A 24,917-nucleotide genomic window follows, 5' to 3' on the forward strand; every position below is an offset into this window, starting at 1 on the left:
ACCATAGTTGATTTTGCCACGGTTTAGGTCGGGACAATTCCGACTATAAAAAAAGCCCGTAAACCACCTGGCTTACGGGCTGCTGACTCAGGCGTTGGGGAAGGTAATACTGTTTCCCGGTGCCTCACGATGAAGATGGATAAAGTTAAGATGGCGTTCGTATTGATCGAGGATATCAATAATCACCTGTTCTTTGCTGTAGTCCATCAGGTCATTGCCCTGACTGCCTTCCAGCAGGAAGGTTTCCAGCCGGTAATAGGTCGATTTTCCGCTACGCGCGCGGTAGGTAAAGCCCGGTATAGAGTACTGCTGAGGCCAGACCTGATAGAGGAAATCCTGCTCCTCGCCCAGCTGCACCCGCAGGTCCAGATAACCCAGGGGATGTTCGTCATTGGCCGCAACCCTGTCCAGCGTAACCTTAGCCCCGCGCAGCTCCAGCTCTTTCGCCACTTCCTGCATGGCGGGGAAGAGAGTTTCTTCCATCATCTTCAGCGTGTAACGCGAGCCAGGATAGTTCATCAGGCGCGACAGGCGTTTTTTCCAGGTCAGACGATCGGTCGCATGGGCCAGATAGGGTGCAGTTTCCCGTGAAGCACTGGCGCGGCGGTAATCTTCAACCTTAAGTGATTTATACAACCCCGCCATCACAAAGAAGATCACGAAGCTAAATGGCAGCCCCATGATAACCGTCGTGTTTTGCAACGCGGTAATGCCGTTGGTCATCAGCATACTTAACGTCAGGACACCGATGGCTACCGACCAGAAAATACGCAGCCAGTTGGGGGCATCACTGTTAATGTCTTTCAACTTTGAGGTGAAGTTACCTAACACCAGCGATCCGGAATCCGCAGAGGTGACGTAGAACAACATGCCGGTAATGGTGGCGACCGATGCGCTCAGCTTAAACGCCGGATACTGCGCCAGCAGGCTGTAGAAGCCACGTTCGGCGTGCGTCATGACTTCCTGTGCAAAACCGGCGTCGCCGTGAATAATTTCATACAGGGCCGCGTTACCGAATACGGACAGCCACAGCAGCGTAAAGGTAAAAGGAATCACCAGCGTACCCAGAACGAATTCACGGATGGTACGGCCGCGAGAGATACGCGCCAGGAACAGGCCGACGAACGGAGACCAGGCAACCCACCAGGCCCAGAAAAACAGCGTCCAGCTGTTCATCCACTGCGTTGGCCGGTCAAAGGCAAAGGTGTTCAGCGTCATGCCCATAAAGCGGTTGATGTAGTCTCCCACGTTAAGCACCAGCGCATTCAGCAGGAAACTGGTGTTGCCTGCAAACAGAACAAACAGAATCAGGCAGAGCGCCAGGGCGACATTCAGTTCCGACAGAATACGGATACCTTTGTCCACACCGGAGGTCACTGAAATGGTGGCGATAACCACCGATAAAATGATCAGCGCGGTCTGGGCAGTTAACCCTTCCGGAATATCAAACAACACTTTCAGCCCGTAATTGAGCTGCACAACACCGATGCCAAGCGTGGTGGCGATACCGAAAATCGTGCCGATAACGGCGGCGATATCAACCGTGTGCCCAATCGGCCCGTTGATGCGCTTGCCAAAAATGGGATACAGCGCCGAACGAATGGTGAGCGGCAGATTATACCGGTAGCTGAAGTAGCCGAGCGCAATCCCCATCAGGGCATACATTGACCACCCGGTTAAGCCGTAATGGAAAAGCGTCCAGACCATCGCCTGGCGGGCCGCCTCCATGGTCTGCCCTGCACCTTCCGGCGGCTGCATATATTGCGAAACAGGTTCGGCTACCGAGAAAAACATCAGGTCGATACCGATACCGGCAGCAAACAGCATCGCCGACCAGCTCAGTACACTAAACTCTGGCTTTGACTGCTCCGGCCCCAGCTTGATTGAGCCGAAACGGGAACAGGCCATGTAAATCACAAACACAATGTAGAGCGTGGCCGCCAGCATGTAATACCAGCCGAACGCGGAAGATACCCAGTTGACTGCCTTGAGGATCCAGCCTGCGGCTTCGTTACTGAACAAAATGGTGATGAGTGAAAAGGTCAGAATCAATCCCGCCGATGTATAAAACACTACAGGATTGATTCTGTCTTTTTCACTACTAGGTGGACTCGTCATCGTTTACCTCTGGTTGTTGGCGTGTAAATTTTGCAAGGGATCATCCTGTTTGGATAATCCGGCGTCCCGGCGTCGTGTGTTTTTACGCTTCGTTTCCTGCTGTTACATTCTGGTCAAAACTAGCAAATCTGCCACACTTACCGCTTCACTTACTCAACTTTTAGGACACATCATCCTAACAAGGATTCTATTTATATTGAACATCCAATCAAAAAAAGTTTAAATAGGGGTTCGGTTTCAGGCTGGAGTGAGAGTCATGCCAAAGGTAGGGATGCAGCCAATACGACGTCGGCAGCTGATCGATGCAACGCTGGGAACAATTAATGAGGTGGGTATTAATGATGCCACCATTGCCCAGATTGCACGGCGCGCAGGGGTTTCAACGGGCATCATCAGTCATTACTTCAAGGATAAGAACGGCCTGCTGGAAGCCACCATGCGCGATGTGACGCGTCAGCTACGTGAGGCGGTCGCGAGTCGACTGGCGTCCCTGACAGAGGCCTCAGCAGAGGTGCGGCTGCGCGCTATCGTTGACGGCAACTTCGACGAAAGTCAGATCGAACGTGCGGTAATGAAAGCCTGGCTTGATTTCTGGTCGAGCAGCATGCATCAGCCGCAGCTCAAACGTCTGGAACGGGTCAGCCACCGGCGGTTGTTTTCCTCTTTAGCGGTTGAATTTCGCCGCCAGTTACCAAAGGAAAAGGCCCGTCTTGCCGCGTACGGGCTGGCGGCCATGATCGACGGTCTGTGGTTACGCGCCGCGTTGAGTGGCAAGCCGTTTGACGCCGCCACCGCCCGAACACTGACCACCCAATTCATTCGTCAGCAGTTAGCTGGCGAACACGAGTAACGGAACCAGGAGAAATTATGTCCCGATTCAACGAGCAACAACTCTACATCAATGGTACCTACGTTGCCGCCACCTCTGGAGAAACCTTCCAGAGCATCAATCCGGTCAACGGTGAGGTTCTGGCTGATGTTCAGATCGCCGGACGCGAGGATGTCGATCGTGCCGTCGCCGCTGCCAGAAAAGGACAAAAGATCTGGGCAGCGATGACCGCAATGGAACGTTCACGCATTCTGCGTCGTGCGGTTGATATCCTGCGCGAGCGCAATGATGAGCTGGCTGAGCTGGAAATGCTTGATACCGGTAAGCCGTTCAGTGAAACCTCCAGCGTGGACATCGTGACCGGTGCCGACGTACTGGAATATTACGCTGGGCTGATCCCTGCGCTGGAAGGCCAGCAAATTCCGCTGCGTGATACCTCGTTTGTTTATACCCGCCGCGAACCGCTGGGCGTTGTTGCGGGCATCGGTGCCTGGAACTATCCAATCCAGATCGCGCTGTGGAAGTCAGCGCCTGCTCTGGCCGCCGGCAACGCCATGATCTTCAAGCCCAGTGAAGTCACGCCACTGACGGCCCTGAAACTGGCTGAAATCTACACGGAAGCGGGCGTGCCGGATGGCGTGTTCAACGTGCTGCCGGGAACCGGCGCGGTGACCGGTCAGCTGCTGACCGAACATCCCGGCATTGATAAAGTCTCGTTCACCGGCGGCGTCGTCAGCGGTAAGAAGGTAATGGCGAACGCGGCAGGTTCTACGCTGAAAGACGTTACGATGGAGCTGGGCGGTAAGTCACCGCTGATCATCTTTGATGATGCCGATCTCGATCTCGCCGCGGATATCGCCATGATGGCTAACTTTTACAGTTCAGGCCAGGTGTGTACTAACGGCACGCGCGTGTTTATTCCCGCCGCGCTGCAGTCGGCGTTTGAAGCCAAAATTCTTGAGCGCGTTGCGCGCATCAAAGCGGGCGACCTGCGCGATCCTGAGACTAACTTTGGTCCGTTGGTCAGCTTTAGCCACCGCGACAACGTCATGCGCTTTATCGCCTCTGGCGTTGAAGAAGGCGCACGTGTGCTGTGTGGCGGAAAACGCTTAACGGGCGAAGGCTTTGATCAGGGCGCCTGGGTTGAACCCACCGTATTCAGCGACTGCCGTGACGAGATGAAGATTGTCCGTGAGGAGATCTTTGGTCCTGTGATGTCAATTCTGAGCTACACCTCTGAAGACGAAGTGATATGTCGGGCCAATGACACCGAATTCGGTCTGGCTGCCGGCCTGGTCACGCAAGACCTTAACCGCGCGCACCGCGTGATCCATCAGATTGAAGCCGGTATTTGCTGGATTAACACCTGGGGTGAATCTGCCGCCGAAATGCCGGTTGGTGGCTATAAGCACTCTGGCGTGGGACGTGAAAACGGCCTGATGACGCTGCAAAATTACACCCAGGTGAAGTCGGTTCAGGTAGAACTGACGCGTTTTCAGTCTGTATTTTAATCCCCCTACCTGAGGAGCGACGAATGGAATTTGATTACATTATCATTGGAGCCGGATCCGCAGGGAATGTCCTGGCTACCCGACTGACCGAAGACAGCAATGTGAATGTCTTACTGCTGGAAGCGGGCGGCCCCGACTATCGTTTTGATTTCCGAACCCAGATGCCTGCGGCACTGGCTTACCCTTTGCAGGGAAAACGTTACAACTGGGCCTACGAAACGGAACCTGAGCCTTACATGAACAACCGCCGGATGGAGTGTGGCCGAGGCAAAGGCCTGGGCGGTTCATCACTGATCAACGGCATGTGTTACATCCGCGGTAACGCCATGGATCTGGACAACTGGGCGACCATGCCCGGTCTGGAAAACTGGAGCTACCTGGACTGTCTGCCCTACTACCGTAAATCAGAAACCCGTGATACGGGCGCCAACGATTACCACGGCGGAGAGGGTCCGGTCAGCGTGACCACGCCGAAGAAAGGCAATAACGTTCTGTTTGAGGCGATGATTCAGGCAGGCGTTCAGGCTGGCTATCCGCGTACCGATGACCTTAACGGCTATCAGCAGGAAGGCTTTGGTCCAATGGACCGCTTTGTCACGCCTGAAGGTCGTCGTTCAAGCACCGCGCGCGGCTATCTGGACAGGGCGAAAAATCGTGCCAACCTGAAAATCGTTACGCATGCCACGACCGATCGCATTTTGTTTGAAGGCAAGCGTGCAATAGGTGTCGAGTACCTGATCGGCGACAGCAATACGCTGCATACGGTTCACGCCCGCCGTGAAGTCTTGCTGTGTGCAGGGGCCATTGCCTCCCCTCAGATCCTGCAGCGTTCCGGCGTGGGTCCAGCCGAGTTGCTGAACCAGTTCGATATTCCGGTGGTACATGACCTGCCAGGCGTGGGTGAAAATCTGCAGGATCACCTGGAAATGTACCTGCAGTACGAGTGCAAAGAGCCGGTCTCGCTCTATCCGGCGTTGAAATGGTGGAACCAGCCTAAGATTGGCGCGGAATGGCTGTTTAACGGCACCGGCGTCGGGGCAAGCAACCAGTTTGAGGCAGGCGGATTTATTCGCAGCCGCGAAGAGTTTAGCTGGCCGAATATTCAGTACCATTTTCTGCCGGTCGCGATTAACTATAACGGGTCAAATGCGGTAGATGCGCACGGTTTCCAGTGTCACGTTGGCTCTATGCGGTCGCCGAGCCGGGGTCATGTGCGCCTGAAATCGCGCGATCCACGTCGCCATCCTGCGATCCTGTTCAACTATATGTCACATGAGCAGGACTGGCACGAATTCCGCGATGCCATCCGCATTACGCGTGAGATCATTAATCAGCCGGCCCTGGATAAATACCGCGGACGTGAAATCAGTCCGGGCATTGAATGCCAGACCGATGAAGAACTGGATGAGTTTGTCCGTAATCACGGCGAAACGGCCTATCATCCCTGCGGCACCTGTAAAATGGGCAATGACGAGATGTCGGTCGTTGACGGTGAAGGCCGCGTTCACGGACTCCAGGGATTACGCGTTGTCGATGCCTCAATTATGCCGCTGATCATTACCGGTAACCTGAATGCGACCACCATTATGATCGGTGAAAAAATTGCCGACTGCATTCGTGGACTTGATGCTCTGCCACGCAGCACGGCTGACTACTATGTGGCGGGCGAAGCGCCCGTTCGTACGGAACCCGCGCGCCCAGCGTAAGGTTTTCTACGACATCAAAGCCGGACTGCTGTCCGGCTTTTTTTTTGCCGAAACGCAACCGTGCCTAAACCCCAGCAATATTGACCTGATATTTGTCAAAAACCCGAACAAACAGGCTGTGCCTGGGGCGGTTTTAATGATATAACGCTACTGTGTTCATTACCGGAGGCTTTCCCCGTCCACTGAAGAGAAGCAACAACGTGGATGCATTGTTTAATTATGAGCAGGATGTTCATTACTCTTTTTACCCCCCTTTTTACCCTCGCACCTGTCAGCGTTAACGCCGTCGATCAGCACTGGCGCAGCGCCCTTTAGTCCCCTTTCTGCCAGCCAACTTCTTTTCTGCCGTTGCGTTACGCATCACGGTAAATCATGACGTCGATTGATGGAGAAAACCCATGCGCGCCTGGGGATTATTAGTACTCGCTATTGTTACGGAAATTATAGGTACCCTGACCATGAAATGGTCCAGCCTGAATCAGAGTCAGCTGGGTTATGTGGTCATGCTGGGGATGATTGCCTGTTCTTATTTTTTTTTGAGTTTCGCCATCAAGCGCATTGCGCTGGGTGTGGCTTACGCGCTCTGGGAGGGCATTGGCATTCTGCTGATCACCTTATTTAGCGTGCAGCTTTTTGATGAAACCCTGTCGTTAATGAAAATCTGCGGTTTGATCACGCTGATGACGGGCATTCTGCTCATTAAAGTCGGCAGCGGTGAGGTGAAGGAGGCAGAACATGATCCTGCCTGATGTGATCCATTTTGCCTGGCTGGCACTGGCGGTCCTGCTGGAGATAGCCGCAAATATTTTGCTTAAGTACAGCAACGGCTTTAAAAAAATCCTCCCGGGAATGCTGTCTCTGGCCTGCGTGCTGCTGGCGTTTAGCGCGCTGTCTCAGGCGGTTAAAGGCATCGATCTGTCGGTTGCTTACGCCCTGTGGGGCGGCTTTGGTATCGTCGCGACCGTGGCAGCAGGATGGATACTGTTTGGTCAGCGGCTCAACCTCAAGGGCTGGGCGGGGCTTGTGCTGTTATTGCTGGGCATGATCATTCTGAAACTGGCCTGATAACAGGGGGACGCTGATGTCCCCTTTTTCATCTTTATCCCTGGATTCGCAAAAACATGCCCGCACGTTCTGGCAGCAATGCCGGTTCGAAACCATAACGGGCATAAAAACCCGGCGAGCCATGACTGGCAATCAAACTGATGTAGGCGGAGGGCGGCGCATGGCGCGCTATCCAGGCCATTAACGCCGTCATAATACGATCGCCCACCCCCTTTTTATGATGTTGTGGCAGCACAGCAATATCGGTAATGACAAAAAAGCAGCCTCCGTCGCCAATCACTCTTCCCATGCCAACCGGCGCGTCCTGATGGCAAACCACCACGCTGTACAAACCGTTTCTTAACCCCGTCTTTGCGGCCTGTTCCGTTTTGTCACTTAATCCTGCGCTCACTCTGATGTGGCGATAGGTTTCTACAGACGGTATTTCTTCCCGAATGATATAGTCCACGTTACTGACCCCCTGGTAATATAAATATCCAACCCTTCTCGGTTTGATTGATATTAATGGTGAAAAAACGCGAGATATAACGATGATTTCTGCGCCAAACGGTGAGTTAAACTCACCTGTAGCAGGCAACCGCCTGCCCTCGTTAATGGCGCTGCGCTGTTTTGAAGCGGCGGCGCGTTTCGAAAGTTTTGCCCGTGCAGCAGACGAACTGCATCTTACGCCCGGTGCTGTCAGCCGGGCGGTGCGCGTACTTGAAGAGGATTTAGGTGTTGCGCTGTTTGCGCGTCGTAACCGGAAAGTCTGTCTGACAGAAGCAGGCGAACAGCTGGCTGACGCGGTCAGTCACGGCTTCGCCATGATCTCCCGCAGCGTAAACCGCTTACGCGCGGGAACGCGCCAGCGCGTGCTGTCATGTGAGCCCACGTTATTAATGCGCTGGCTGATTCCACGCTGGGGCGATTTTGAGGCGCGCTTCGGTAAAAATGAAATCCATCTGGTCGCGGCCAGTGGCGCATTCTCGTTTGATCAGGGGATTGATTTTGCGCTGCGCCGCAATGATTTTACTCACGTATCGCCCTGCCATATCGAACACTTGTTCAGGGAAAAGGTGGGACCGGTATGCCGCCCCGATCGCGTCACGGTCTGGTTCGACAGCGAGCGTCCGGGTTTGAATCCGGACGCGCCTTTACTGCTCTCCAGAAGCCGCCCGGAGGCGTGGCAGGTCTGGGCGACGGCGATGCAGATACCGGCTCCCGTTAACGTGCAGCAGTGTTTCGAACATTTTTATTTTAGCCTGCAGGCGGCGGTAGCCGGGATCGGCGTAGCCATTGGACCCTGGCCGCTCGTTAAAGATGATATTCAAAGCGGCATACTGGCCGCACCAATGGGGTTTGTGGAAGATGGCTCAGAGTATTGCCTGTTCTCGCCTGAGGTCGCAAAGGCAGGAACGCTTGAGCGCGACCTCACAGACTGGCTGCACGAAATCAGTGGAACAGCGTAATCGTCGCTCGCGTTGTCGCCTCGCGCCTGGCCGGGGCTTAGCTGTATTGCACCAGCATCTGCAATGCCTCATCAAACTGCCCTTTCGCTTCGGCCTCGCGAAAGTAGCGCACGCGTTCCACACAGACTTCGGTGGGCGTTGTGCCGCTGTGCAATAAGGTCATAACCTCATCGGCGAAGGCATCAAGCGGCATGCTGTCAGGATCCTGAGACTGCCCGGGCGCTAACTCGGTTTGCACCTGTGGCGGGATAATCTCAATCACCTCAACCTTCCCTTTTAACAGCGGCCGAAGGGCTGCGGTATAGGAGTGAAGTGCCGCTTTAGTGGCGCTGTAGGTCGGCGACGCAGGGAAAGGGACAAATGCCAGCCCGGACGACACGTTAATAATAGCCGCAGCGGGCTGAGCACTCAGGTGATCGATTAGCGCATCAGTGAGCCTGACGGGCGCAATAAAATTGGTTTCGGTCATTCTCACAACATCGCTCAGGTCGCGGCGTGAAGTGATGTCCTCAGGGCTAAAGACGCCAGCATTGTTGACTAAAACATTCAGGTGCGGATACGTCTGGAGCAGCAGAGGAATGGCGTGACTGACGTCATCCGCATCGGTGACATCTAAAACCCAGGTCGCTATGCCTTCTCGTCCGGCCGCCGCGTCGTCCAGCGCGTCCTGACGACGTCCGGTAATAATCACCTTGTTCCCGGCGTCATGCCAGCGATGCGCCAGTGCGCGCCCAATGCCCGTTCCCCCACCGGTGATCAACAATGTATTGCCGTGCTTATTCATCTTGCGTGCTCCCGTTTGAACCGCCATAAATAATCAGCGAGCGCATTATCTCGCCGATTAATTATTAACCACAGCGTCAGAATCCTCTCACTTTTTTCTCAACGGGTGGACTTAACCACCACGTTAGGGCTTAGTTACCGCCTTAGTGCAAGTATAACTAACTGATTAACGGGGTTTTACCATGTCTGCGACACGAGGTTGGTCCACGGAACTGGAGGGGTTACGCGGCATCGCTTCTCTTTGGGTACTGCTGGGACACATAAGTCTGCTTATCCATTGCCATATTACCTTGATCTCCTCACCCGGCATTGGCGTGGATCTCTTTATCCTGCTTTCGGGCTATCTGATGGCAAAAAACTATGTGGAACGCCAGCACAAGGAGCCCTGGCAACGCGCGGAAACCATTAAAAAATTCTGGTTACGCCGTTTTTTCCGCATTGCCCCGCTTTATTATCTGCTGCTGGCGGTTGCCCTGATCTATGGCCCCTGGTTTGGTGAGATGCGCGATACCATTGCCCAGTTTTATTCCGGGACCGCAACAGAATCCTCACGCTATGCGGATCAGTCGTTCATGAACGTGCTGACGCATCTGTCATTCCTGTTTGGCGTGCTGCCCGCCTATGGATTCAATACCACGCTGCCCGACTGGAGCATTGGGCTGGAAATGCAGTTCTATCTGCTGTTTCCGTTTATGATGCTGGCGGTGATGCGCTTCGGTTACGCGACCGCCCTGCTAAGCATGATGGCGCTGAGTTGCGCAGGCCGTTACCTGCTGCCCGACTACTATGAAGCCTTTGAAATGCCGTCAATGATTCTGATTAAACTGAATATGTTTATTTCAGGCATGCTGCTGGCTGAAGCGGTACGCCGTAAATCCCTGCTGTACGTGCTGTTTGCCCTTGCCGGACCGGCCGTAAGCGTGCTGATTGGGCTGGGTGCCATTAAGCTGCAGGTGATGCTGGAAGCCTTTATGATTATCGGTATGGCGGCCGTGCTCTGGCAGTATCAGGAAAGCAGCCTGATGGCAAAACTGATCCGCGTTCCGCGTAAGGTGTTAAACAACCGTCTGAGTACATGGCTGGGCGATGTGTCGTTTTCGGTCTACTTGCTGCATCTGCTGATCGTGATCCCGGCCATTGCGCTGTTGCTCAATCAAACGGACATTGAGTATCAAAATGATCTGACGCGTTTTTTGATTGTTTGTGCCGTATCGATTCCGGTGACCTACGCGCTGGCATCATTACTGTTTAACTGTGTGGAAAAACCGGGAATAAAACTGGGCAAGAAGTTTCTGGCGCCCAGGCCTGCACGCTGATGAAAAGATGGCTCGCACTGGCGAGCCATCTTTTTACTTCACAATGCTTTACCCACGTCGTGCTGCCTCTCCCTCACATGCTCATCCGGTGATTCCGGCGTATCTGCGATGCTGCTGTGCGTCTTTAATCCCGCATAATGGGCGGGATCGGCCCTGCTGTGCGTCAGACTTTGCGCCGTTGCGCCGAATGAAATGATCAAAAACAACCAGGCCACTGCTAACGGTTTCCTCATTGTGCTTTCCCATGCTGTGAATGGAGTCGCTATAGTGAAGAAACTGGCGTAATGAACTGTCTGATAAACTTAAAATTCATGTCAAGATTGTTACCCCGATCACATATTTATCGGACGTATACGCGCTGTGTTCGTCGCACAGGCACACCTTACCCAACGCCGTCACTTCAGAGTTTGATCTGTTGGGTAGCGTGACGGGATCACTGATGAGCAACAGAGTGGCGAGCGCAGATCCAGGCCCGCTACGAGGTCATGTCTGCCCTTCGCTGCCCGTCGATCCGGGTTAGCGGCAACCACCATTTAAATTTATGATTTAATAAAAAACGCCCCCTCAACCTGACTCAATACATCAACCCATTGCATATTTTTCGGCCATTACCTTACGATATTCAAGACATAACAAAAATATCGTCATCTATTGATTAATATCATTTTTTAAATTCAAAATAATAATATTAACGATACTTATGTAAATTTTGGCCTTTTTGTTAATCATTTTCCTGACGCGTGCCGATAGTGAACAAAACAGCAATCCATCGGGAACATATTTATGAAAATCTCCACTCGTCTTGCAACCGGTTTCGGTTTGTTAATTTTGCTTTCCATTATCTGCACCTCTGTCTCACTTAACTCGCTGCATAACGCTAAAACCGGAATGGATGAGGTCGTGAATGTCAAAATGCGGAAGTACCAGTTGATTCTTGATATGCGCGGCGAACTCAGGGATTTGGCGATAGCCGTGCGAAATCTGGCCTTGTTGAGCGACGTTAAGGAAATGCAGCCTGAATGGGAGCGTCTTGAAGCGCAAAAAAAACTGTTCGCGGAAAACCGTGAAACGCTTGAGGTGATCATGCAAAGCCAGTCCACGGCTGAAGAACAGGCTGCCTTAAACCACATTAAAGAACTGGAAGGCACGGTGATGAGCGCTTTCGAAGCTGCCGGGCAACTGGGGCTGAAGAATGAGCGAGATGAAGCGACGCGTTATCTCATGGAGACCTTGCGCCCCTTGCAACGCAATATGCTGGATGCGCTAAACAAAACCACAGACATTCTCATGCATAACAGCCGCAACGCGGTGGAAGTTAACAGCGTGGCAACCAGCCGGGCGTCCTTGACGCTGGTGTTTTTATCCGTGCTTTCCGTGCTGTTCTCCCTCGCCACCGGCTATGTCATCACCCGGGTGTTAATGCGCCAGTTGGGTGGTGAGCCTGCCCAGGCCCAGGAACTGGCGGCCGCGATTGCCTCGGGCGATTTGACCGCCAGCGTCACGCTCCGCCGTAATGATTCCACCAGCCTGCTGGCTTCACTGGATGGTATGCAGGCTAAACTGCGTGCTCTGGTGTCAGAGATCAAACAGACCTCGGGTAACGTTGCGCTGGCAGCGGAAGAGATCGCCCAGGGGAACACGGAGCTGTCCTCACGGACCGAACAGCAGGCCGCCGCCCTGCAGGAAACCGCAGCCAGCATGGAACAGCTCACCGCCACGGTGAAAAGTAACGCCGCCGGTGCGCAAAGCACTGCATCAACTGCCCGTGAGACCGCCGTGCTGGCGCGCAGTGGCGAAAGCGACGTACACCGGATGTCGGAAACCATGAACGACATTTCGCTGAGCGCGTCTAAAATTCGCGATATCACCGGCGTTATTGAGGGCATCGCCTTCCAGACCAATATCCTGGCCCTCAATGCCGCAGTAGAGGCCGCGCGTGCTGGCGAACAGGGCCGGGGTTTTGCCGTTGTCGCAGGTGAAGTCCGCACCCTGGCCCAGCGCAGCGCGACCGCAGCAAAAGAGATTAAGTCGCTGATTGAGCAAGCGGTTGAACAGGTTGGCAGCGGCGTCAAAGTCGCCAACGGTACAGGTGAAAGCATCCTCAAAATCGTCAGCATGGTCGGCGACCTGGCCAGCGCGATGGATGAGATCTCACTGGCCTCCTCCGAACAAATGCAGGGCATTTCTCAGGTGAGCGTCGCCGTCAGCCAGATGGACAGCGTCACCCAGAACAACGCGGCGCTGGTTGAAGAGTCATCCTCTGCTTCTCAGTCTCTTTCTGAACAGGCGCACGCATTACGCGGCATGGTAGAAGCGTTCCGGGTATAAGCCTGTCAGCACACGGCAGAAAGGCGTCGTCGCGCCGATCAGAACGCTGCCAACGCGTGACGGGGGCTGGGCCAGAACAGTGCGGCCTGGCCCCATCCCGCCTCATCGCGTCCGTCTGACTGCCAGACTTCGCCATCGTAGATAATGAAGCTTTTGCCCTGCTTATCGACACGCGGTCCGCTGTAGCCGGTGGCAATGCCATCGCGTCTGACAATATCCAGCAGGCGCTGTCGTGCTTCCCTGTCGAAAGGCCCGGCACTGAGTCGTGACGGCAGTTGCCGTATCTCTTCCGCACTGTATTTGAAGCAGTTCAGAGCACAACGATTGGCATAGACAAACACGGGATCGGCTGCGGTACTGTGGGCAAGAATGCTGAACGGCGCCTGTTCATGCAGCCACTGATAACGGTCATCGATATCATGAGGACAGTAAAGCCCATGTCCGGTGAGCGATCGGTAGCGTTCATCAATACGCTTCAGTAAGGTCAGTGGGGGTACAGTCGACACGATCATCTCCTTTGCAAGCGGCAGGATACGAGGAGCTAATGTGGCGGGATGCGCGCTGAAAATCAAGCACGCGCAACGGTGGAGAGGCATGACGCGGCAGTGCACACTAGAATATTGACGACTCTCTCGCGCGATCCACAGGGTTATCCCTCACGGCATTCGATTCTCCTGGTTTGCCCTGTCTGCGCTAAAGACAGCCAGCTTGAACGCGAACCCAGGCTGGCTGACGGGCGCTCTAGCTCAACGGCGGCCAGAAGGCTTTATTTGCCTCGATAAGATCGTCGAGAATCGCTTTTGCAACGGTGGCACTTGGTACCGTTTTAGATAAGGTAATGGCCTGCCATAACTTATGCCGGGAGCGCTGGTCCCATGCCTCCACCACGAGCTTTTCGACCGCAACCTGCTGACTCATTAACCCCTTCTGGAAAGTCGGAATGTCGCCAACCTGAAGGGGTTCCGCACCGTTGCGCCCAACCAGACAGGGAATTTCCACCATAGCGTCCGCATCAAAGTTGGGGATAGCGCCCTGATTAGGCACAATGAGCAGCATACGCTCTTGGGTATTGAAGGCGATCGCGGTCGCCAGATCGACAATATAGGAAGCATGTTCGTCTATTTCCAACTCTCCGGCGGATGAATGCCCGGCATCGGTGATTGCCCTGCAGGCGCTGAACACCTGCTTTTCACGATGCTCCATGACCTCATTAGCGCGGGTGCGTTCAGGGTTGGAATGCGCGACCACATAATCTGGGAACAAATAATATTTCAGATAGGTATTGGGCAACGTCTGGGGATCCAGCGCTTGCACATCGCGCGCCTTCAGGAAAGTATCCTTCCAGCTGGACTCCACTGATGACGATCCAGAGGGCGGAACATAGCCGTACTTTGCCACGTACTCACGCAGCTGTGGCATTAAATCATTCCCCTTCAAATCTTCAACAGCGGTCCACCAGCCAAAATGATTGAGCCCGTAGTAGCGCACCCGCATTTGCTTGCGGTCTTGCAGACCGACAATTTTTGCCATCCGACTTTCAATACCAATCGGCATGTCACAAATATTCAGGATTTTAGCCTCAGGTCGCAGGCGTCGCGTTGCCTCAGCCACGATGGCGGCCGGGTTGGAATAATTCAGCATCCAGGCGTCGGGTGAGTACTGTTGCATATAATCGACAAGCTCAAGGACGCCGCCGATTGAGCGCATGCCATAGGCAATACCACCCGGCCCACAGGTTTCCTGGCCCAGAACACCATGACGCAAGGGGATTTTTTCATCTTGCTCACGCATGGGATATTTACCCACCCGAATATGCGCCATGACAAAATCGACGTCACTGAATGCTTCCTGCGGATCGGTGGTATAGCTGAACACAATGTCAGCTGCCTGTTCCTGCAAGATAATCTTACAGGCCCGGGCAATGGTTTCCTGACGGGCCGCGTCATTGTCGTAAAACTTCAGCTGGCGTAAAGGAAAGCGGTGCCGGTTCGCCAGGAGCATTAGCACAATACCCGGCGTAAAGGTGCTACCGCCGCCCGCAATTAAAACTGAGAATGTCTTCATAAAGGTTTCTCCATGGTAAGTGTTGCTTCAGACCGGGCCGGGTCTTTCATTTGGCTTTCAAGTTGCTCGCGCACCTGGGGGACCTGTAAGCCCACAATGACCTGAATACTGTTGCCACGCCGGACGACACCGTGGGCGCCCAGCGCCATAAACGCGGCATCGTTCTGCGTTTTGGCCTCATCGACCAGTGTTATCCGCAGGCGCGTGGCGCAGTTGTTGATGCTGGCTATATTGCTGGCCCCACCCAGCGCATTCAGAAAACCCCAAGCCTGATCGCGTTGCGGGTTATGCCCGCCCGGGGAAGCTGGCGCTGCTCGCGCTGCCCGATAGTCGGCCTTGTTGTAAAGCCTGACGTCACTGTCCTCCCGACCGGGTGTTTTCAGGTTCAGCCGCAGGATGAGTTGGTGAAAAACCACGAAGTAGAGCCCCGTGAAAACCAGGCCTATACCGATTTGGGTAAAGATCATGCCGGCATGGTTAGGGAACATTGGGATCCAGTTTTGCGGCAGAAACTGGTCCAGTAAGCCGCCACCGTAGTTCCCCACCACACCGCACATATACATTGCTGTCGCCATGCTGGCGGCCAGCACAGCGTGCACCGCAAACAGCAGAGGCGAAATAAACAGGAAGGTAAACTCCAGGGGTTCAGTGATGCCGACCAGAACGGCTGTCAACGTGGCCGGAATTAACAACCCTGCGACTTTGACCCGGTGACGCGCTGAGGCTGTCGAATAGAGCGCCAACGCAATCCCCACTGCGCCGAAGACTTTTGCGTTGCCATGAAGCGCGAAACCGCCCTCAGGAAACAGTTGTTTGAGTGGTTGCGTACTCTGGCTGAAGGCCTGCAGATGCTCTGCCCAGTAAACCTGGATGCCGCCTTCAACCACTGCCGGGCCAAAGATAAAAGGCCCATAAATAAAGTGGTGCAGTCCTGTCGGGATCAGGATACGTTCCAGAAAGGTATAAACCCACACGCCAACCGCGCCCGCATCGCGTAAAAACTGTTGAAGCGACTCGATGCCCATTTGAATTTTGGGCCAGCCAAACAGCGTTAACCAGGCACAGGGGATCATCGCTAAGAAGGCAACAATGACGACAAAAGATGAGCCCTGAAAAATACCCAGAAAAACCGGAAGCGGTTTTTCAAAATAACGATTGTGCAGAGCCGTCACCAGACCGGCAATGACGATGGCACCGATGATGCTGGTATCCAGTGTTTTTATCCCCGCGATCATGGCCAGTCCGCTTCCGGCTTCTGTTCCTTTGGAAAAATCGACGGCAAAAAAATCGCCCCAGGTGCTGCCCATGGCATTAATTAAATAATTCCAGGTTAAAAAACTGACGACAACGGCCAGACATGCTCGCCCCTGAGCCTGTTTTGCCAACCCCACCGGGAGGCCAACCGCGAATATTAACGGCATGTTTCTAAAAACCGTCCATCCGCCCTCTTCAATAATGAAGACAATTTGATTAAATAAACTCTCTGGATGCGTTAATGCTTCCCCTACAAATAAAGGGTTGCGTAACATAATGGAAAGACCAACGATGATACCGGCGAAGGGAAATAATAATACCGGCGTAAACATGGCGCCGCCAAAGCGCTGTATTTGACTGAGCATTTAAGTTCCTCACGTAACGATTATAAGGATATATCGTTAAAGTCAATGTAAACGCAGCCAAAATAAGGCAGTCACGCCTCTGGCAGAGTGAGACATTAACGACTTCGTGAGCGCCCTCATGGTTTTAATTTTCATCATGACGTCTATTTTCATGGCAATAACTAGACATCTCACAGCGCGGCTATAGGAAATAAAAAATCTATTTATTTATCCCCCTGCACGCATTAACTTTATGCCAGGCCTGTTGACGGTTATGTCTCCCTCTCAGGAGGTACAAAAGTGATCTATAAATTTATCGCTGACAAACTGCGTCTCCGGCTAAATTCGCCCTTTGTCGCGGTCGGGAGTGCTATTCCGGCTGAAAAAGTGCTCGCCACAGAGTTTGGCGTGGCGAGAATGACCTTGCGTAAGGCAATAGATTTACTGGTCAGAGAGGGGTTGCTGGAGCGACGGCATGGCAGCGGAACCTACGTGTCCGCAAAGGATATCAGTCATGAAACCAGTTCGCTCACCGGGCTGGCAGAAGTCTTACGTCTGCAGGGAAAAGAGGTGATCAGTAAGGTACTGGCGTTCGAGTTAATCGCCGCGCCTCCCGCCATAGCCGATCAGTTACGCATAAACAGTGGTGAACGCCTCTTTTTCTCACGTCGGTTACGTTATGTTGATGAAAAGCTGCTGATGCTCGAAGAAAGTTATATGCCAGTGAAAATATTCCCTGACCTTAGCCTGGCCCATTTGGAAAAATCTAAATTTGACTATATCGAGCAGGAGTGTGGCATTGTTTTAGAGGGCAATTATGAGTCATTAAGACCGGTTTTATCCGATAAGCGCCTGTCGCACCTGATGGATATCGCTGAAAAAACCCTCCTACTCAGAGTCGATTCGCTTTCATACAGCAATACGGGCTCATTTATCAACTACGCCGTGATGTACAGAAACACCCACGATTATCAGGTTAACTACCATTTACGACGCACGGGTTGAGTGATCAGAGATGTCAGTACGCTTCATCAATGCGCCAGAGCGCCTCTCAGGTGTAATATAATCGCCCGTTCGAATCACAGGTGCCTTGCGTGAGAGTGAATCTGGCTCACACCCTGCAGCAGGGGGCTATATTTATTGGGGACAGGTGAACGTGTCGTCTTATCTGTGCATTTACGAAAAACGCCACACATTAGGAAAATGACAAGAATTATTTCAAATCAAGGTCAGCGCAGTGCTGCCCTCGCCGTTCATATATCGCGCCAGCGCGCTGCTGTGTTTACTAAAAGCATTTTAAATATCAATTACCCTCTCCTGATTACCTGCACTCAATTGATTAATTGAACTTATAAGTCCTTTTAAAGGACCATTACTCTGGAAACTTCCACCCTGCTTGCGGAATTTACTGTTTCAGAAATATGTCTATTTTATTAATTTTTTACACGTCTTTTGCCGATAAGAACGCTGAACTTAACTTTCAGGAATTCTAAGATGAAAATCTCCACGCGTCTGGCAATCGGTTTTGGCCTGTTAATTCTGCTTTTTATTATCTGTATTACTATTTCTTTTAAAGCACTGCATTCCGCCAGCACCGGTATGGATGATGCGGTCAATGTTAAGATGCGAAAATATCAGCTCGCCGTTGATATGCGAGATGAACTGAGAGACATGGCGATTGCCGCGAGAAACCTCGCGCTTCTCAGCGATGCGAAAGCCATGCAGCCAGAGTGGGAGAGGCTGAAACTGCAAAAAGCAGCTTACTTAAAAAATCGTGAAGCGCTTGAAACAATCATGCGTAAGGATTCCACGCCCGCCGGACGTGCTGCGCTGGAAAAACTTCAAGCCAATGAAGCGCAGGTGATTTCCGGTCTGGAAAAGGCCGGTCAGTTTGGCCTGGATAACCGTCCTCAGGAAGCCACAAATTATCTGATGGTGACGGTGCGACCTGCTCAGCGTGCGTTACTCAGTTCACTTGGTGAAATGACCAACGTTCAGTTGAATAACAGTCGCAACGCGGTGGAAGAAAATAATCGTTCAACCCGAACCTCAACACTCGTTTTGGTTATCCTGGGCCTGCTTTCCGTCGTTTTTTCTGTCGCCACCGGATGGATGATTACCCGTTTACTGATGCGCCAGTTAGGGGGCGAGCCTGCTCAGGCCCAAACCATTGCGGCGGCCATTGCTAACGGCGATCTGACCTCGGCGGTGCACCTGCGTCCTAAGGATACGTCAAGTCTGCTGGCATCCCTTGACGGAATGCAGGCTAAACTTCGCGGCCTGGTTGTCGAAATCAAAGATTCTTCAGCTAACGTTGCGCTTGCCGCCGATGAAATCGCGCAAGGAAATACCGAATTATCGTCCCGTACTGAAGAGCAGGCTGCCGCGCTTCAGGAAACCGCTGCCAGCATGGAACAGTTAACCGCGACGGTGAAGAGTAATGCCTCCGGGGCACAGCATACAGCCACATCAGCTCGCGAAACGGCCAATCTGGCTCAACGCGGCGAAGCAGATATGCAGCGGATGTCGGCAACCATGAAAGACATTTCAGACAGTGCTGCGAAGATTCGTGATATAACCGGCGTGATTGAAGGCATTGCTTTTCAGACCAACATTCTGGCGCTCAATGCTGCCGTTGAGGCCGCGCGTGCTGGTGAGCAAGGGCGCGGGTTTGCCGTGGTGGCTGGCGAAGTCAGAAATCTGGCCCAGCGCAGTGCTACCGCCGCGAAGGAAATTAAAACCTTGATTGAACAGGCCGTTCAGCAGGTTGAAACCGGCGTAACCGTCGCGAGTGGAACCGGTCAAAGTATACTGAAAATCGTTAACATGGTGGGTGAACTGGCAACGGCTATGGATGAGATCTCGCTGGCCTCTTCCGAACAGATGCAGGGGATTTCTCAGGTGAGCGTCGCCGTGGGCCAGATGGACAGCGTTACTCAGAACAACGCCGCACTGGTTGAGGAATCATCGTCCGCTTCACAATCCCTTTCTGAGCAGGCACACGCGCTGCGCGGTATGGTAGAAGCGTTCCGGGTGTAAACGCCCTTTCGCACAGGAGGGAGAAACGCGATCGCGCCGGTTTCGTTTCTGCCATCCTGTTGCGTGAGCCGGGCCAGTAGCGTGCGGCCTGGTGAACACCATCCCCGCTGTCTGGGCCGTCATGGTGAGCGTTGAAAGGCAAAAAAAGACCGAACACGATTCCTGTATTCGGTCCAGGGAAATGGCTCTCAAGGAGCCGTGCGCTAAAAGTTGGCATTAATAGAGGCTTTCGCCTTGCTTCTAAAGCGTAGGACAACGCGCCAGATTTTCCAGCCAGCGCCGCGGCTCAGACCATAAACCCGACAGGTTTGTGACCCGTAAGACAAATTTGCGCACTCTTGCCTGCGTCGTCTTATTTTGTGCACAGCGCCTGTGCACGGTCCACGACAGGTTGCAGACTCATCATCCGATCCGGATGCGCTTTATCCGGCGCCTGAATCACGCTGATGGGCTGTGCCTTCACCCGCTTAGCGTTGACCTGAGCCTCCGCCTTCTCATTAAGCGGGTACTGCATCAGCGTGCTGGGATTGATGGCAAACAGCGATCCATCTTTCTCACAGGTCAGCATCACCTCTTCACGATTAAACGGCCACTTGTCTTTACCAATTTCGAAACGGCTGACGGTGATGATTTGTGCCGCTGCTGCCTGACCAGCCAGCGTTAATAACAGCAGTGTGGGGATCGCTTTCTTCAGCAACATAACTTACCTTTATGGGGTTTTCATCATTCAGGTTGGTGACAACGTAGCAAACACGCTGACCAACCCCACTACGCCGCATGCCAGCACAATTTCCAGCTGGGTCATGCGAATAAACAGTCGTTGTGCGGCAAGGCCCGCGATGTGAAAGCGCGGCACCAGCCAGTAACGATTCCAGAGCGCAATCAGCACCATAAGCATGACCAGCCCTGCCTTGCACAACAACAGTACAACATAATCGTTGAGATGCCAGTTTGCTGGCGCCCCGGCAATCAGCAGGCTGTTAACGATACCGGTAATTATCGTTAAGGCGACGGCAACGTGACCATAACGGGAAAAACGCATCATGGTGCGGATTGCGGCTGTCCGGTATTCGATGTTACGCGCCATGCGCATCAACACCAACACAGGCACTAACCCGCCCGCCCAAAAGGCGGCGGAGAGAAGATGTAAGGCCTGGTTACTTTGTTGCAGGAGCCCGGCGATACCCTCGCGCATGGCGGCATGGCCCGTTAGCGCCAGACAGCCTGTCTGTAGCAGGCCAGTTAACAGCCAAACCTGCTGACGGGGGCGGTCACGCATGACAATCGCAGCCACGCTACACAGCGAAAAGAGGAGCTGCCATTGCCACACGGAGCCCCAGCGGGTTGAAAATACCGCCAGCCACACAGCCGTCTCTGACAAATTGTGCCAGTCACCACTCATCAACACATTTTGTGTGGCCAGCATCGCCAGTGCCGACAGCAGGGCCAGCCATGTACTCCACTTCATTAGCGGAAATAATCGCGCGGCCAGCGAGGTTCGAAAGGCAACCGGTGCCAGCAACCTGCTGTAAAAGGCACTGCCAACCAGCAACATTAATGCCGTGAAATGCAGTGCGCGCAGCACCAGCCACAACAGGGTCACGGTTTTATTTCACGGTGAAGATATAGCTTCCGTGCGTTTTGTGCCCGTCAACGGACAGCACGTGCCAGTTTACCTGATAAGCGCCCTGCGCCAGCGGCTGGGCAAAATCAACCCGCAGGCGGTCGTGCTGCTTGCCATCCAGCCGGGCCTTTTCACCCACGGCTTTATGCTGTGCATTCATGACGTCAACGCCACTGAATGCGGCTTCAACGTCTTCGGTGAAGCTCAGCGTAATGTGTTGCGGCGTAGGCGTTACCGCCGCGTTGGCTGCCGGCACCGACGACGCTAAATGGGCGTGCGCCAGTGCAAGCTGACTAAACACCATTGTGCCGGTGGCGATCAGAGCCAGCACCCCACGTGAAATCGCGGTTTTTTTCATCTCTTCATCCTGTTAACGGCGGCAAAGGCCACGAACGTGGCGCAAGAATACGCCGCTGAAATTTAACTGTCGAGGCCAGCAATGCTATCCTGTCCCTTGCGCCAGGAGGAGGAAAACATTACTTTTGGTCACGCTTATCGGGAGAATATCATGAGTCACAACCTTGCCTTGCTGTCGCAGGAAGAGAAAGACAAAGTCAATGTCGATCTGGCTGCAGCAGGCGTTGCTTTTAAAGAGCGCTACAACATGCCTGTCGTGGCAGAAATGGTCGCCAACGAACAACCTGAAGCCCTGCGGGACTGGTTTCGTCAGCGTTTAATGCATTACCGCCAGGCCTCTCTCAACCTGTCACGCCTGCCCTACGAGCCTAAACAGAAATAATGATGCTACGCGTTATCGATACGGAAACCTGCGGACTGCAGGGCGGCGTGGTTGAGGTTGCATCGGTAGATGTGATCGACGGCCAAATCGTCAATCCAATGAGCGATCTTGTCTCACCCGATCGCCCCATCAGTCGTCAGGCCATGGCCGTGCACCGCATTACTGAAGCCATGGTGATGGGCAAACCGCCCATTGAAGAGGCCATCCTGCGCTACCACGGCAGTCCCTTTTACGTGGCCCACAACGCCAGCTTTGACCGCCGGATGTTGCCGGAAATGCACGGCGAGTGGATCTGTACCATGACGCTGGCTCGTCAGCTATGGCCCGGCATTAAATACGGTAATCAGGCGCTCCGGCACAGCCTCAAGCTGGATGTGACGCCGCCAGCGGATTTGCATGCTCACCGGGCGCTGTACGACTGCTACGTGACGGCCGCGCTGCTCATTCGAATTATGGAACTGTCCGGCTGGCGTGCGGACGAAATGAGTCTGCGCTCGCAGCCTGCCGCGCAGCGTGATGATGTGCTGCCGTTTGGTAAATATCGTGGTCAGGCGCTGGCCGTGGTGGCCCGAAAAGATCCGGGTTACCTGAAATGGATGCTGGATAACGTGAAAGATTTGCGCCCACCGTTACGGCAGGCGCTGCGCAAGTGTCTTAGTCAGCTTCCGTAAGCGCGGCCGGAGGCAAACTGCCCTGAGCAAGGGCGATGATGAAGGTGAGCTCCAGGGCAACGCCTTCATAGGCCTTGTAGCGCCCAGACTTACCGCCATGCCCCGAGTCCATATCGGTGCAGAGCAGCAGCAGGTTATCATCGGTTTTATATTCACGCAGCTTAGCCACCCATTTTGCCGGTTCCCAGTATTGTACCTGTGAATCATGCAGGCCGGTTGTCACCAGCAGGTGGGGGCAGGTTTTCGCCGCAACGTTGTCATATGGGCTGTATTGCCGGATATAGCGATAGTACTCCGCGTCATTCGGATTACCCCACTCGTCATATTCCCCGGTCGTCAGTGGAATAGACTCATCAAGCATCGTGGTGAGCACATCAACAAAAGGCACCTGCGCAACCACACCGTGATAGCGCGTGGGCGCCAGATTCATGACTGCGCCCATCAGCAATCCCCCTGCACTTCCTCCCATCGCATAGAGCCGGTCCGGGTGCCCGAATCCACGCGCCACGAGCCCGTTTGTCACGTCGATAAAATCGGTGAAGCTGTTCATCTTATTGAGCAGGCGGCCACCGTCATACCACTGCTGCCCCATCTCCCCGCCGCCTCGCACATGCACCAGCGCATAGATGAACCCGCGGTCCAGCAGGCTGAGCCGACTGACGCTAAAGTCAGCGTCCATGCTACTGCCATAGGCGCCATAGCCATACACCAGCATGGGGTTCTGCCCTTTCTGAAAATGGGTGCGGTGGTACACCAGCGAGACCGGCACTTCTGTGCCGTCAGAAACGGTGATCCAATGGTGCTCGCTTTTGTACTCATCCGGATTGAAGTCTTTGACCGCACTTTGTTTTAAGATGCGACGTTCCCCCGTATCCATATCCAGTTCAAACAGCGTGGCGGGCGTGGTCATGGACGAATAGCCATAGCGCAGCTTACTGGTGCGCGGCGTAGGATTGTAAGCCAGCCAGGTAACGTAAGTGGGATCGTCAAACGCAATGCCGCTGGTTTCTCCCGTCTCCCAGTTGATTTGCCGCAGGCTGGTCAGCCCACGCTGGCGCTCCTCTACCACCAGCCAGTCACGAAAAAGCTGGAAATCCTCCATTACGATATGGTCGCGCGCGGGGATCACGGTTTGCCAGCGCGCTTCATCCAGATAATGGCTACGGTAGAGTCCGAAATTTTTACCCTCGCGATTCGAGCGGATGAAGAACGTGTGATCATAATGATCAAGACTGTATTCATGATCGCGCCGCCGGGGCAAAAAAACCTGCGGAAGGGCGTCCGGGAAATCCGCATCGATCAGCTGAATCTCGCTGCTGCTGGTGCTGTATAGCACGATCAGGATGAACTGTTTCGACGTGGTTTTATGAATGCTGAGGTGATAGGTATCGTCTTTTTCTTCGTACACGAGCCGATCGTCGTGCTGGGGCGTACCCAACTCATGCCGCCATAGCTGATAAGGCAACAGGGTTTGCGGATGTTTACGAACGTAATAGAGGGTGCGTGAATCATTCGCCCACGCAAAGCTGGACGAGGCATCGTTAAGCACTTCCGGATACCAACTCCCACTGTCCAGATTGCGAAAACGAATGCCGTACTGCCGCCGGGAAAGGAAGTCCTCTGCCACTGCCAGCACCCGGTTATCCGGGCTGATGTGCAGTGCGCCCATAGTATAAAAATCACTGTGTGATGCGCGCTGATTCGCATCCAGCAGCAGTGTCCACGGGTCGCTCTCATCGCTGTCAGCGGGCTGTCGGTAATAGGCGGCATATTCATTGCCGCTTTCATACCGGCTTTGATAGCGATAACCATTTTTCACATAGGGTACTGAGTGGTCCTGCGGCGGCAGGCGATCGATAATCTCATGCAGAATGCGATTCTGTAAGGGCTGTTGTGAGCCCATGATTTTCTGGCCGTAATTGTTCTCAGCGCGTAAATAGTCCAGCACCTCGCTGTTTTCACGCCTGTCGTCACGTAGCCAGTAATAATTGTCGATGCGCGTTTCGCCATGCAGCGATAATTCGTAAGGGATTTTTTTTGCGCTCGGTGCTTTCATGTCATCCGTCCCGCTGAATGTA

At 53.7% G+C, this 24,917-nt stretch carries 23 protein-coding genes; 12 read left to right on the forward strand and 11 right to left on the reverse strand.

Annotated features, from left to right (window positions below; all coding sequences use genetic code 11):
- Positions 1-87 precede the first annotated feature (87 nt).
- Positions 88-2,118 carry a choline transporter gene (locus EL29_RS08635; RefSeq protein ID WP_013026042.1) on the reverse strand — a complete coding sequence of 677 codons (2,031 nt, stop codon included), beginning with the start codon at positions 2,116-2,118 and terminating at the stop codon, positions 88-90.
- Positions 2,119-2,374: 256 nt separating this feature from the next.
- On the opposite strand from EL29_RS08635, the gene betI reads away from it, so the two are divergent.
- From betI to mdtI, 5 genes are all read left to right on the forward strand, one after another.
- Positions 2,375-2,968 carry a transcriptional regulator BetI gene (gene betI, locus EL29_RS08640; RefSeq protein ID WP_014593862.1) on the forward strand — a complete coding sequence of 198 codons (594 nt, stop codon included), beginning with the start codon at positions 2,375-2,377 and terminating at the stop codon, positions 2,966-2,968.
- Positions 2,969-2,985: 17 nt separating this feature from the next.
- Positions 2,986-4,458, forward strand: a complete 1,473-nt coding sequence (betB, locus tag EL29_RS08645; RefSeq protein ID WP_019105111.1) for a betaine-aldehyde dehydrogenase — start codon at positions 2,986-2,988, stop codon at positions 4,456-4,458.
- A 23-nt stretch (positions 4,459-4,481) separates the two neighbouring features.
- Positions 4,482-6,164 (forward strand): choline dehydrogenase, encoded by a 1,683-nt coding sequence (gene betA / locus EL29_RS08650; protein WP_019105110.1) that lies wholly within the window; start codon positions 4,482-4,484, stop codon positions 6,162-6,164.
- 398 nt (positions 6,165-6,562) lie between these two features.
- On the forward strand, positions 6,563-6,913 hold the full coding sequence (gene mdtJ / locus EL29_RS08655; protein ID WP_014593863.1) for a multidrug/spermidine efflux SMR transporter subunit MdtJ: 351 nt from the start codon (positions 6,563-6,565) through the stop codon (positions 6,911-6,913).
- Complete coding sequence (gene mdtI / locus EL29_RS08660; RefSeq protein WP_014605691.1) at positions 6,900-7,229, forward strand: multidrug/spermidine efflux SMR transporter subunit MdtI; 330 nt, start codon at positions 6,900-6,902, stop codon at positions 7,227-7,229. Before mdtJ ends, mdtI begins: the two co-directional genes overlap by 14 nt.
- 34 nt (positions 7,230-7,263) lie before the next feature.
- On the opposite strand, the gene EL29_RS08665 is transcribed toward mdtI, so the two are convergent.
- Positions 7,264-7,677 carry a GNAT family N-acetyltransferase gene (locus EL29_RS08665; protein ID WP_013026048.1) on the reverse strand — a complete coding sequence of 138 codons (414 nt, stop codon included), beginning with the start codon at positions 7,675-7,677 and terminating at the stop codon, positions 7,264-7,266.
- 82 nt (positions 7,678-7,759) lie between these two features.
- Between EL29_RS08665 and EL29_RS08670 the strand changes: the two genes are divergently transcribed.
- A complete protein-coding gene (locus EL29_RS08670; protein ID WP_028715234.1) occupies positions 7,760-8,677 on the forward strand; it encodes a LysR family transcriptional regulator in 918 nt (305 codons plus the stop codon).
- A 37-nt stretch (positions 8,678-8,714) separates the two neighbouring features.
- Here the strand turns inward: EL29_RS08670 and EL29_RS08675 are convergent, their stop codons facing one another.
- Entirely contained in the window at positions 8,715-9,461 is a 747-nt protein-coding gene (locus EL29_RS08675; protein ID WP_028715235.1) for an SDR family oxidoreductase, read from the reverse strand.
- Between the two features lie 181 nt (positions 9,462-9,642).
- Between EL29_RS08675 and EL29_RS08680 the strand changes: the two genes are divergently transcribed.
- The gene (locus EL29_RS08680) at positions 9,643-10,776 is read left to right on the forward strand and encodes an acyltransferase family protein (protein ID WP_019105107.1); all 1,134 of its coding nucleotides are present in this window, start codon (positions 9,643-9,645) and stop codon (positions 10,774-10,776) included.
- 38 nt (positions 10,777-10,814) lie between these two features.
- Here the strand turns inward: EL29_RS08680 and EL29_RS08685 are convergent, their stop codons facing one another.
- Positions 10,815-11,009: a hypothetical protein gene (locus tag EL29_RS08685; RefSeq protein WP_014605687.1), complete on the reverse strand. Its 195-nt coding sequence runs from the start codon at positions 11,007-11,009 to the stop codon at positions 10,815-10,817.
- Between the two features lie 550 nt (positions 11,010-11,559).
- Between EL29_RS08685 and EL29_RS08690 the strand changes: the two genes are divergently transcribed.
- Positions 11,560-13,104 (forward strand): methyl-accepting chemotaxis protein, encoded by a 1,545-nt coding sequence (locus EL29_RS08690; RefSeq protein WP_014605686.1) that lies wholly within the window; start codon positions 11,560-11,562, stop codon positions 13,102-13,104.
- Between the two features lie 38 nt (positions 13,105-13,142).
- Here EL29_RS08690 and EL29_RS08695 read toward each other — a convergent pair whose 3' ends face one another.
- The 3 genes from EL29_RS08695 to EL29_RS08705 form a co-directional block, all read right to left on the reverse strand.
- Positions 13,143-13,616, reverse strand: a complete 474-nt coding sequence (locus tag EL29_RS08695; protein ID WP_019105105.1) for an MEKHLA domain-containing protein — start codon at positions 13,614-13,616, stop codon at positions 13,143-13,145.
- Positions 13,617-13,845: 229 nt separating this feature from the next.
- Positions 13,846-15,168: a 6-phospho-alpha-glucosidase gene (locus EL29_RS08700; protein WP_019105104.1), complete on the reverse strand. Its 1,323-nt coding sequence runs from the start codon at positions 15,166-15,168 to the stop codon at positions 13,846-13,848.
- Entirely contained in the window at positions 15,165-16,787 is a 1,623-nt protein-coding gene (locus tag EL29_RS08705; RefSeq protein ID WP_013026056.1) for an alpha-glucoside-specific PTS transporter subunit IIBC, read from the reverse strand. The genes EL29_RS08700 and EL29_RS08705 overlap by 4 nt, the downstream gene beginning before the upstream one ends.
- Before the next feature lie 279 nt (positions 16,788-17,066).
- Between EL29_RS08705 and EL29_RS08710 the strand changes: the two genes are divergently transcribed.
- Complete coding sequence (locus EL29_RS08710; RefSeq protein WP_013026057.1) at positions 17,067-17,771, forward strand: GntR family transcriptional regulator; 705 nt, start codon at positions 17,067-17,069, stop codon at positions 17,769-17,771.
- A 489-nt stretch (positions 17,772-18,260) separates the two neighbouring features.
- Complete coding sequence (locus EL29_RS08715; protein ID WP_019105103.1) at positions 18,261-19,805, forward strand: methyl-accepting chemotaxis protein; 1,545 nt, start codon at positions 18,261-18,263, stop codon at positions 19,803-19,805.
- 352 nt (positions 19,806-20,157) lie between these two features.
- Here EL29_RS08715 and EL29_RS08720 read toward each other — a convergent pair whose 3' ends face one another.
- Genes EL29_RS08720 through copC form a run of 3 tightly spaced genes read right to left on the reverse strand, consistent with a single transcriptional unit; the run spans position 20,158 to position 21,787 of the window.
- Complete coding sequence (locus EL29_RS08720; RefSeq protein ID WP_014593872.1) at positions 20,158-20,505, reverse strand: YebY family protein; 348 nt, start codon at positions 20,503-20,505, stop codon at positions 20,158-20,160.
- Positions 20,506-20,532: 27 nt separating this feature from the next.
- Positions 20,533-21,408, reverse strand: a complete 876-nt coding sequence (copD, locus tag EL29_RS08725) for a copper homeostasis membrane protein CopD (RefSeq protein WP_019105102.1) — start codon at positions 21,406-21,408, stop codon at positions 20,533-20,535.
- A 4-nt stretch (positions 21,409-21,412) separates the two neighbouring features.
- Complete coding sequence (gene copC / locus EL29_RS08730) at positions 21,413-21,787, reverse strand: copper homeostasis periplasmic binding protein CopC (protein WP_019105101.1); 375 nt, start codon at positions 21,785-21,787, stop codon at positions 21,413-21,415.
- 150 nt (positions 21,788-21,937) lie between these two features.
- On the opposite strand from copC, the gene EL29_RS08735 reads away from it, so the two are divergent.
- Together EL29_RS08735 and exoX are read left to right on the forward strand one after the other, a co-directional pair.
- Complete coding sequence (locus EL29_RS08735; RefSeq protein ID WP_019105100.1) at positions 21,938-22,168, forward strand: DNA polymerase III subunit theta; 231 nt, start codon at positions 21,938-21,940, stop codon at positions 22,166-22,168.
- Complete coding sequence (gene exoX, locus EL29_RS08740) at positions 22,168-22,839, forward strand: exodeoxyribonuclease X (RefSeq protein WP_015700171.1); 672 nt, start codon at positions 22,168-22,170, stop codon at positions 22,837-22,839. The genes EL29_RS08735 and exoX overlap by 1 nt, the downstream gene beginning before the upstream one ends.
- On the opposite strand, the gene EL29_RS08745 is transcribed toward exoX, so the two are convergent.
- The gene (locus EL29_RS08745; protein WP_014605680.1) at positions 22,823-24,895 is read right to left on the reverse strand and encodes a prolyl oligopeptidase family serine peptidase; all 2,073 of its coding nucleotides are present in this window, start codon (positions 24,893-24,895) and stop codon (positions 22,823-22,825) included. The two genes, exoX and EL29_RS08745, sit on opposite strands and share 17 nt — an antisense overlap.
- Positions 24,896-24,917 lie beyond the last annotated feature (22 nt).

The sequence above is a fragment of the Pantoea ananatis LMG 2665 genome (genome assembly GCF_000710035.2).
GTDB classification, from domain to species: Bacteria; Pseudomonadota; Gammaproteobacteria; order Enterobacterales; family Enterobacteriaceae; genus Pantoea; species Pantoea ananatis.

What these genes read in the sequence shown, in the direction of transcription:
- EL29_RS08635 (WP_013026042.1), bottom strand. Translation starts at nt 2,118, where the DNA reads ATGACGAGTCCACCTAGTAGTGAAAAAGACAGAATCAATCCTGTAGTG.
- betI (WP_014593862.1), top strand. Translation starts at nt 2,375, where the DNA reads ATGCCAAAGGTAGGGATGCAGCCAATACGACGTCGGCAGCTGATCGAT.
- betB (WP_019105111.1), top strand. Translation starts at nt 2,986, where the DNA reads ATGTCCCGATTCAACGAGCAACAACTCTACATCAATGGTACCTACGTT.
- betA (WP_019105110.1), top strand. Translation starts at nt 4,482, where the DNA reads ATGGAATTTGATTACATTATCATTGGAGCCGGATCCGCAGGGAATGTC.
- mdtJ (WP_014593863.1), top strand. Translation starts at nt 6,563, where the DNA reads ATGCGCGCCTGGGGATTATTAGTACTCGCTATTGTTACGGAAATTATA.
- mdtI (WP_014605691.1), top strand. Translation starts at nt 6,900, where the DNA reads ATGATCCTGCCTGATGTGATCCATTTTGCCTGGCTGGCACTGGCGGTC.
- EL29_RS08670 (WP_028715234.1), top strand. Translation starts at nt 7,760, where the DNA reads ATGATTTCTGCGCCAAACGGTGAGTTAAACTCACCTGTAGCAGGCAAC.
- EL29_RS08675 (WP_028715235.1), bottom strand. Translation starts at nt 9,461, where the DNA reads ATGAATAAGCACGGCAATACATTGTTGATCACCGGTGGGGGAACGGGC.
- EL29_RS08680 (WP_019105107.1), top strand. Translation starts at nt 9,643, where the DNA reads ATGTCTGCGACACGAGGTTGGTCCACGGAACTGGAGGGGTTACGCGGC.
- EL29_RS08685 (WP_014605687.1), bottom strand. Translation starts at nt 11,009, where the DNA reads ATGAGGAAACCGTTAGCAGTGGCCTGGTTGTTTTTGATCATTTCATTC.
- EL29_RS08690 (WP_014605686.1), top strand. Translation starts at nt 11,560, where the DNA reads ATGAAAATCTCCACTCGTCTTGCAACCGGTTTCGGTTTGTTAATTTTG.
- EL29_RS08695 (WP_019105105.1), bottom strand. Translation starts at nt 13,616, where the DNA reads ATGATCGTGTCGACTGTACCCCCACTGACCTTACTGAAGCGTATTGAT.
- EL29_RS08700 (WP_019105104.1), bottom strand. Translation starts at nt 15,168, where the DNA reads ATGAAGACATTCTCAGTTTTAATTGCGGGCGGCGGTAGCACCTTTACG.
- EL29_RS08705 (WP_013026056.1), bottom strand. Translation starts at nt 16,787, where the DNA reads ATGCTCAGTCAAATACAGCGCTTTGGCGGCGCCATGTTTACGCCGGTA.
- EL29_RS08715 (WP_019105103.1), top strand. Translation starts at nt 18,261, where the DNA reads ATGAAAATCTCCACGCGTCTGGCAATCGGTTTTGGCCTGTTAATTCTG.
- EL29_RS08720 (WP_014593872.1), bottom strand. Translation starts at nt 20,505, where the DNA reads ATGTTGCTGAAGAAAGCGATCCCCACACTGCTGTTATTAACGCTGGCT.
- copC (WP_019105101.1), bottom strand. Translation starts at nt 21,787, where the DNA reads ATGAAAAAAACCGCGATTTCACGTGGGGTGCTGGCTCTGATCGCCACC.
- EL29_RS08735 (WP_019105100.1), top strand. Translation starts at nt 21,938, where the DNA reads ATGAGTCACAACCTTGCCTTGCTGTCGCAGGAAGAGAAAGACAAAGTC.
- exoX (WP_015700171.1), top strand. Translation starts at nt 22,168, where the DNA reads ATGATGCTACGCGTTATCGATACGGAAACCTGCGGACTGCAGGGCGGC.
- EL29_RS08745 (WP_014605680.1), bottom strand. Translation starts at nt 24,895, where the DNA reads ATGAAAGCACCGAGCGCAAAAAAAATCCCTTACGAATTATCGCTGCAT.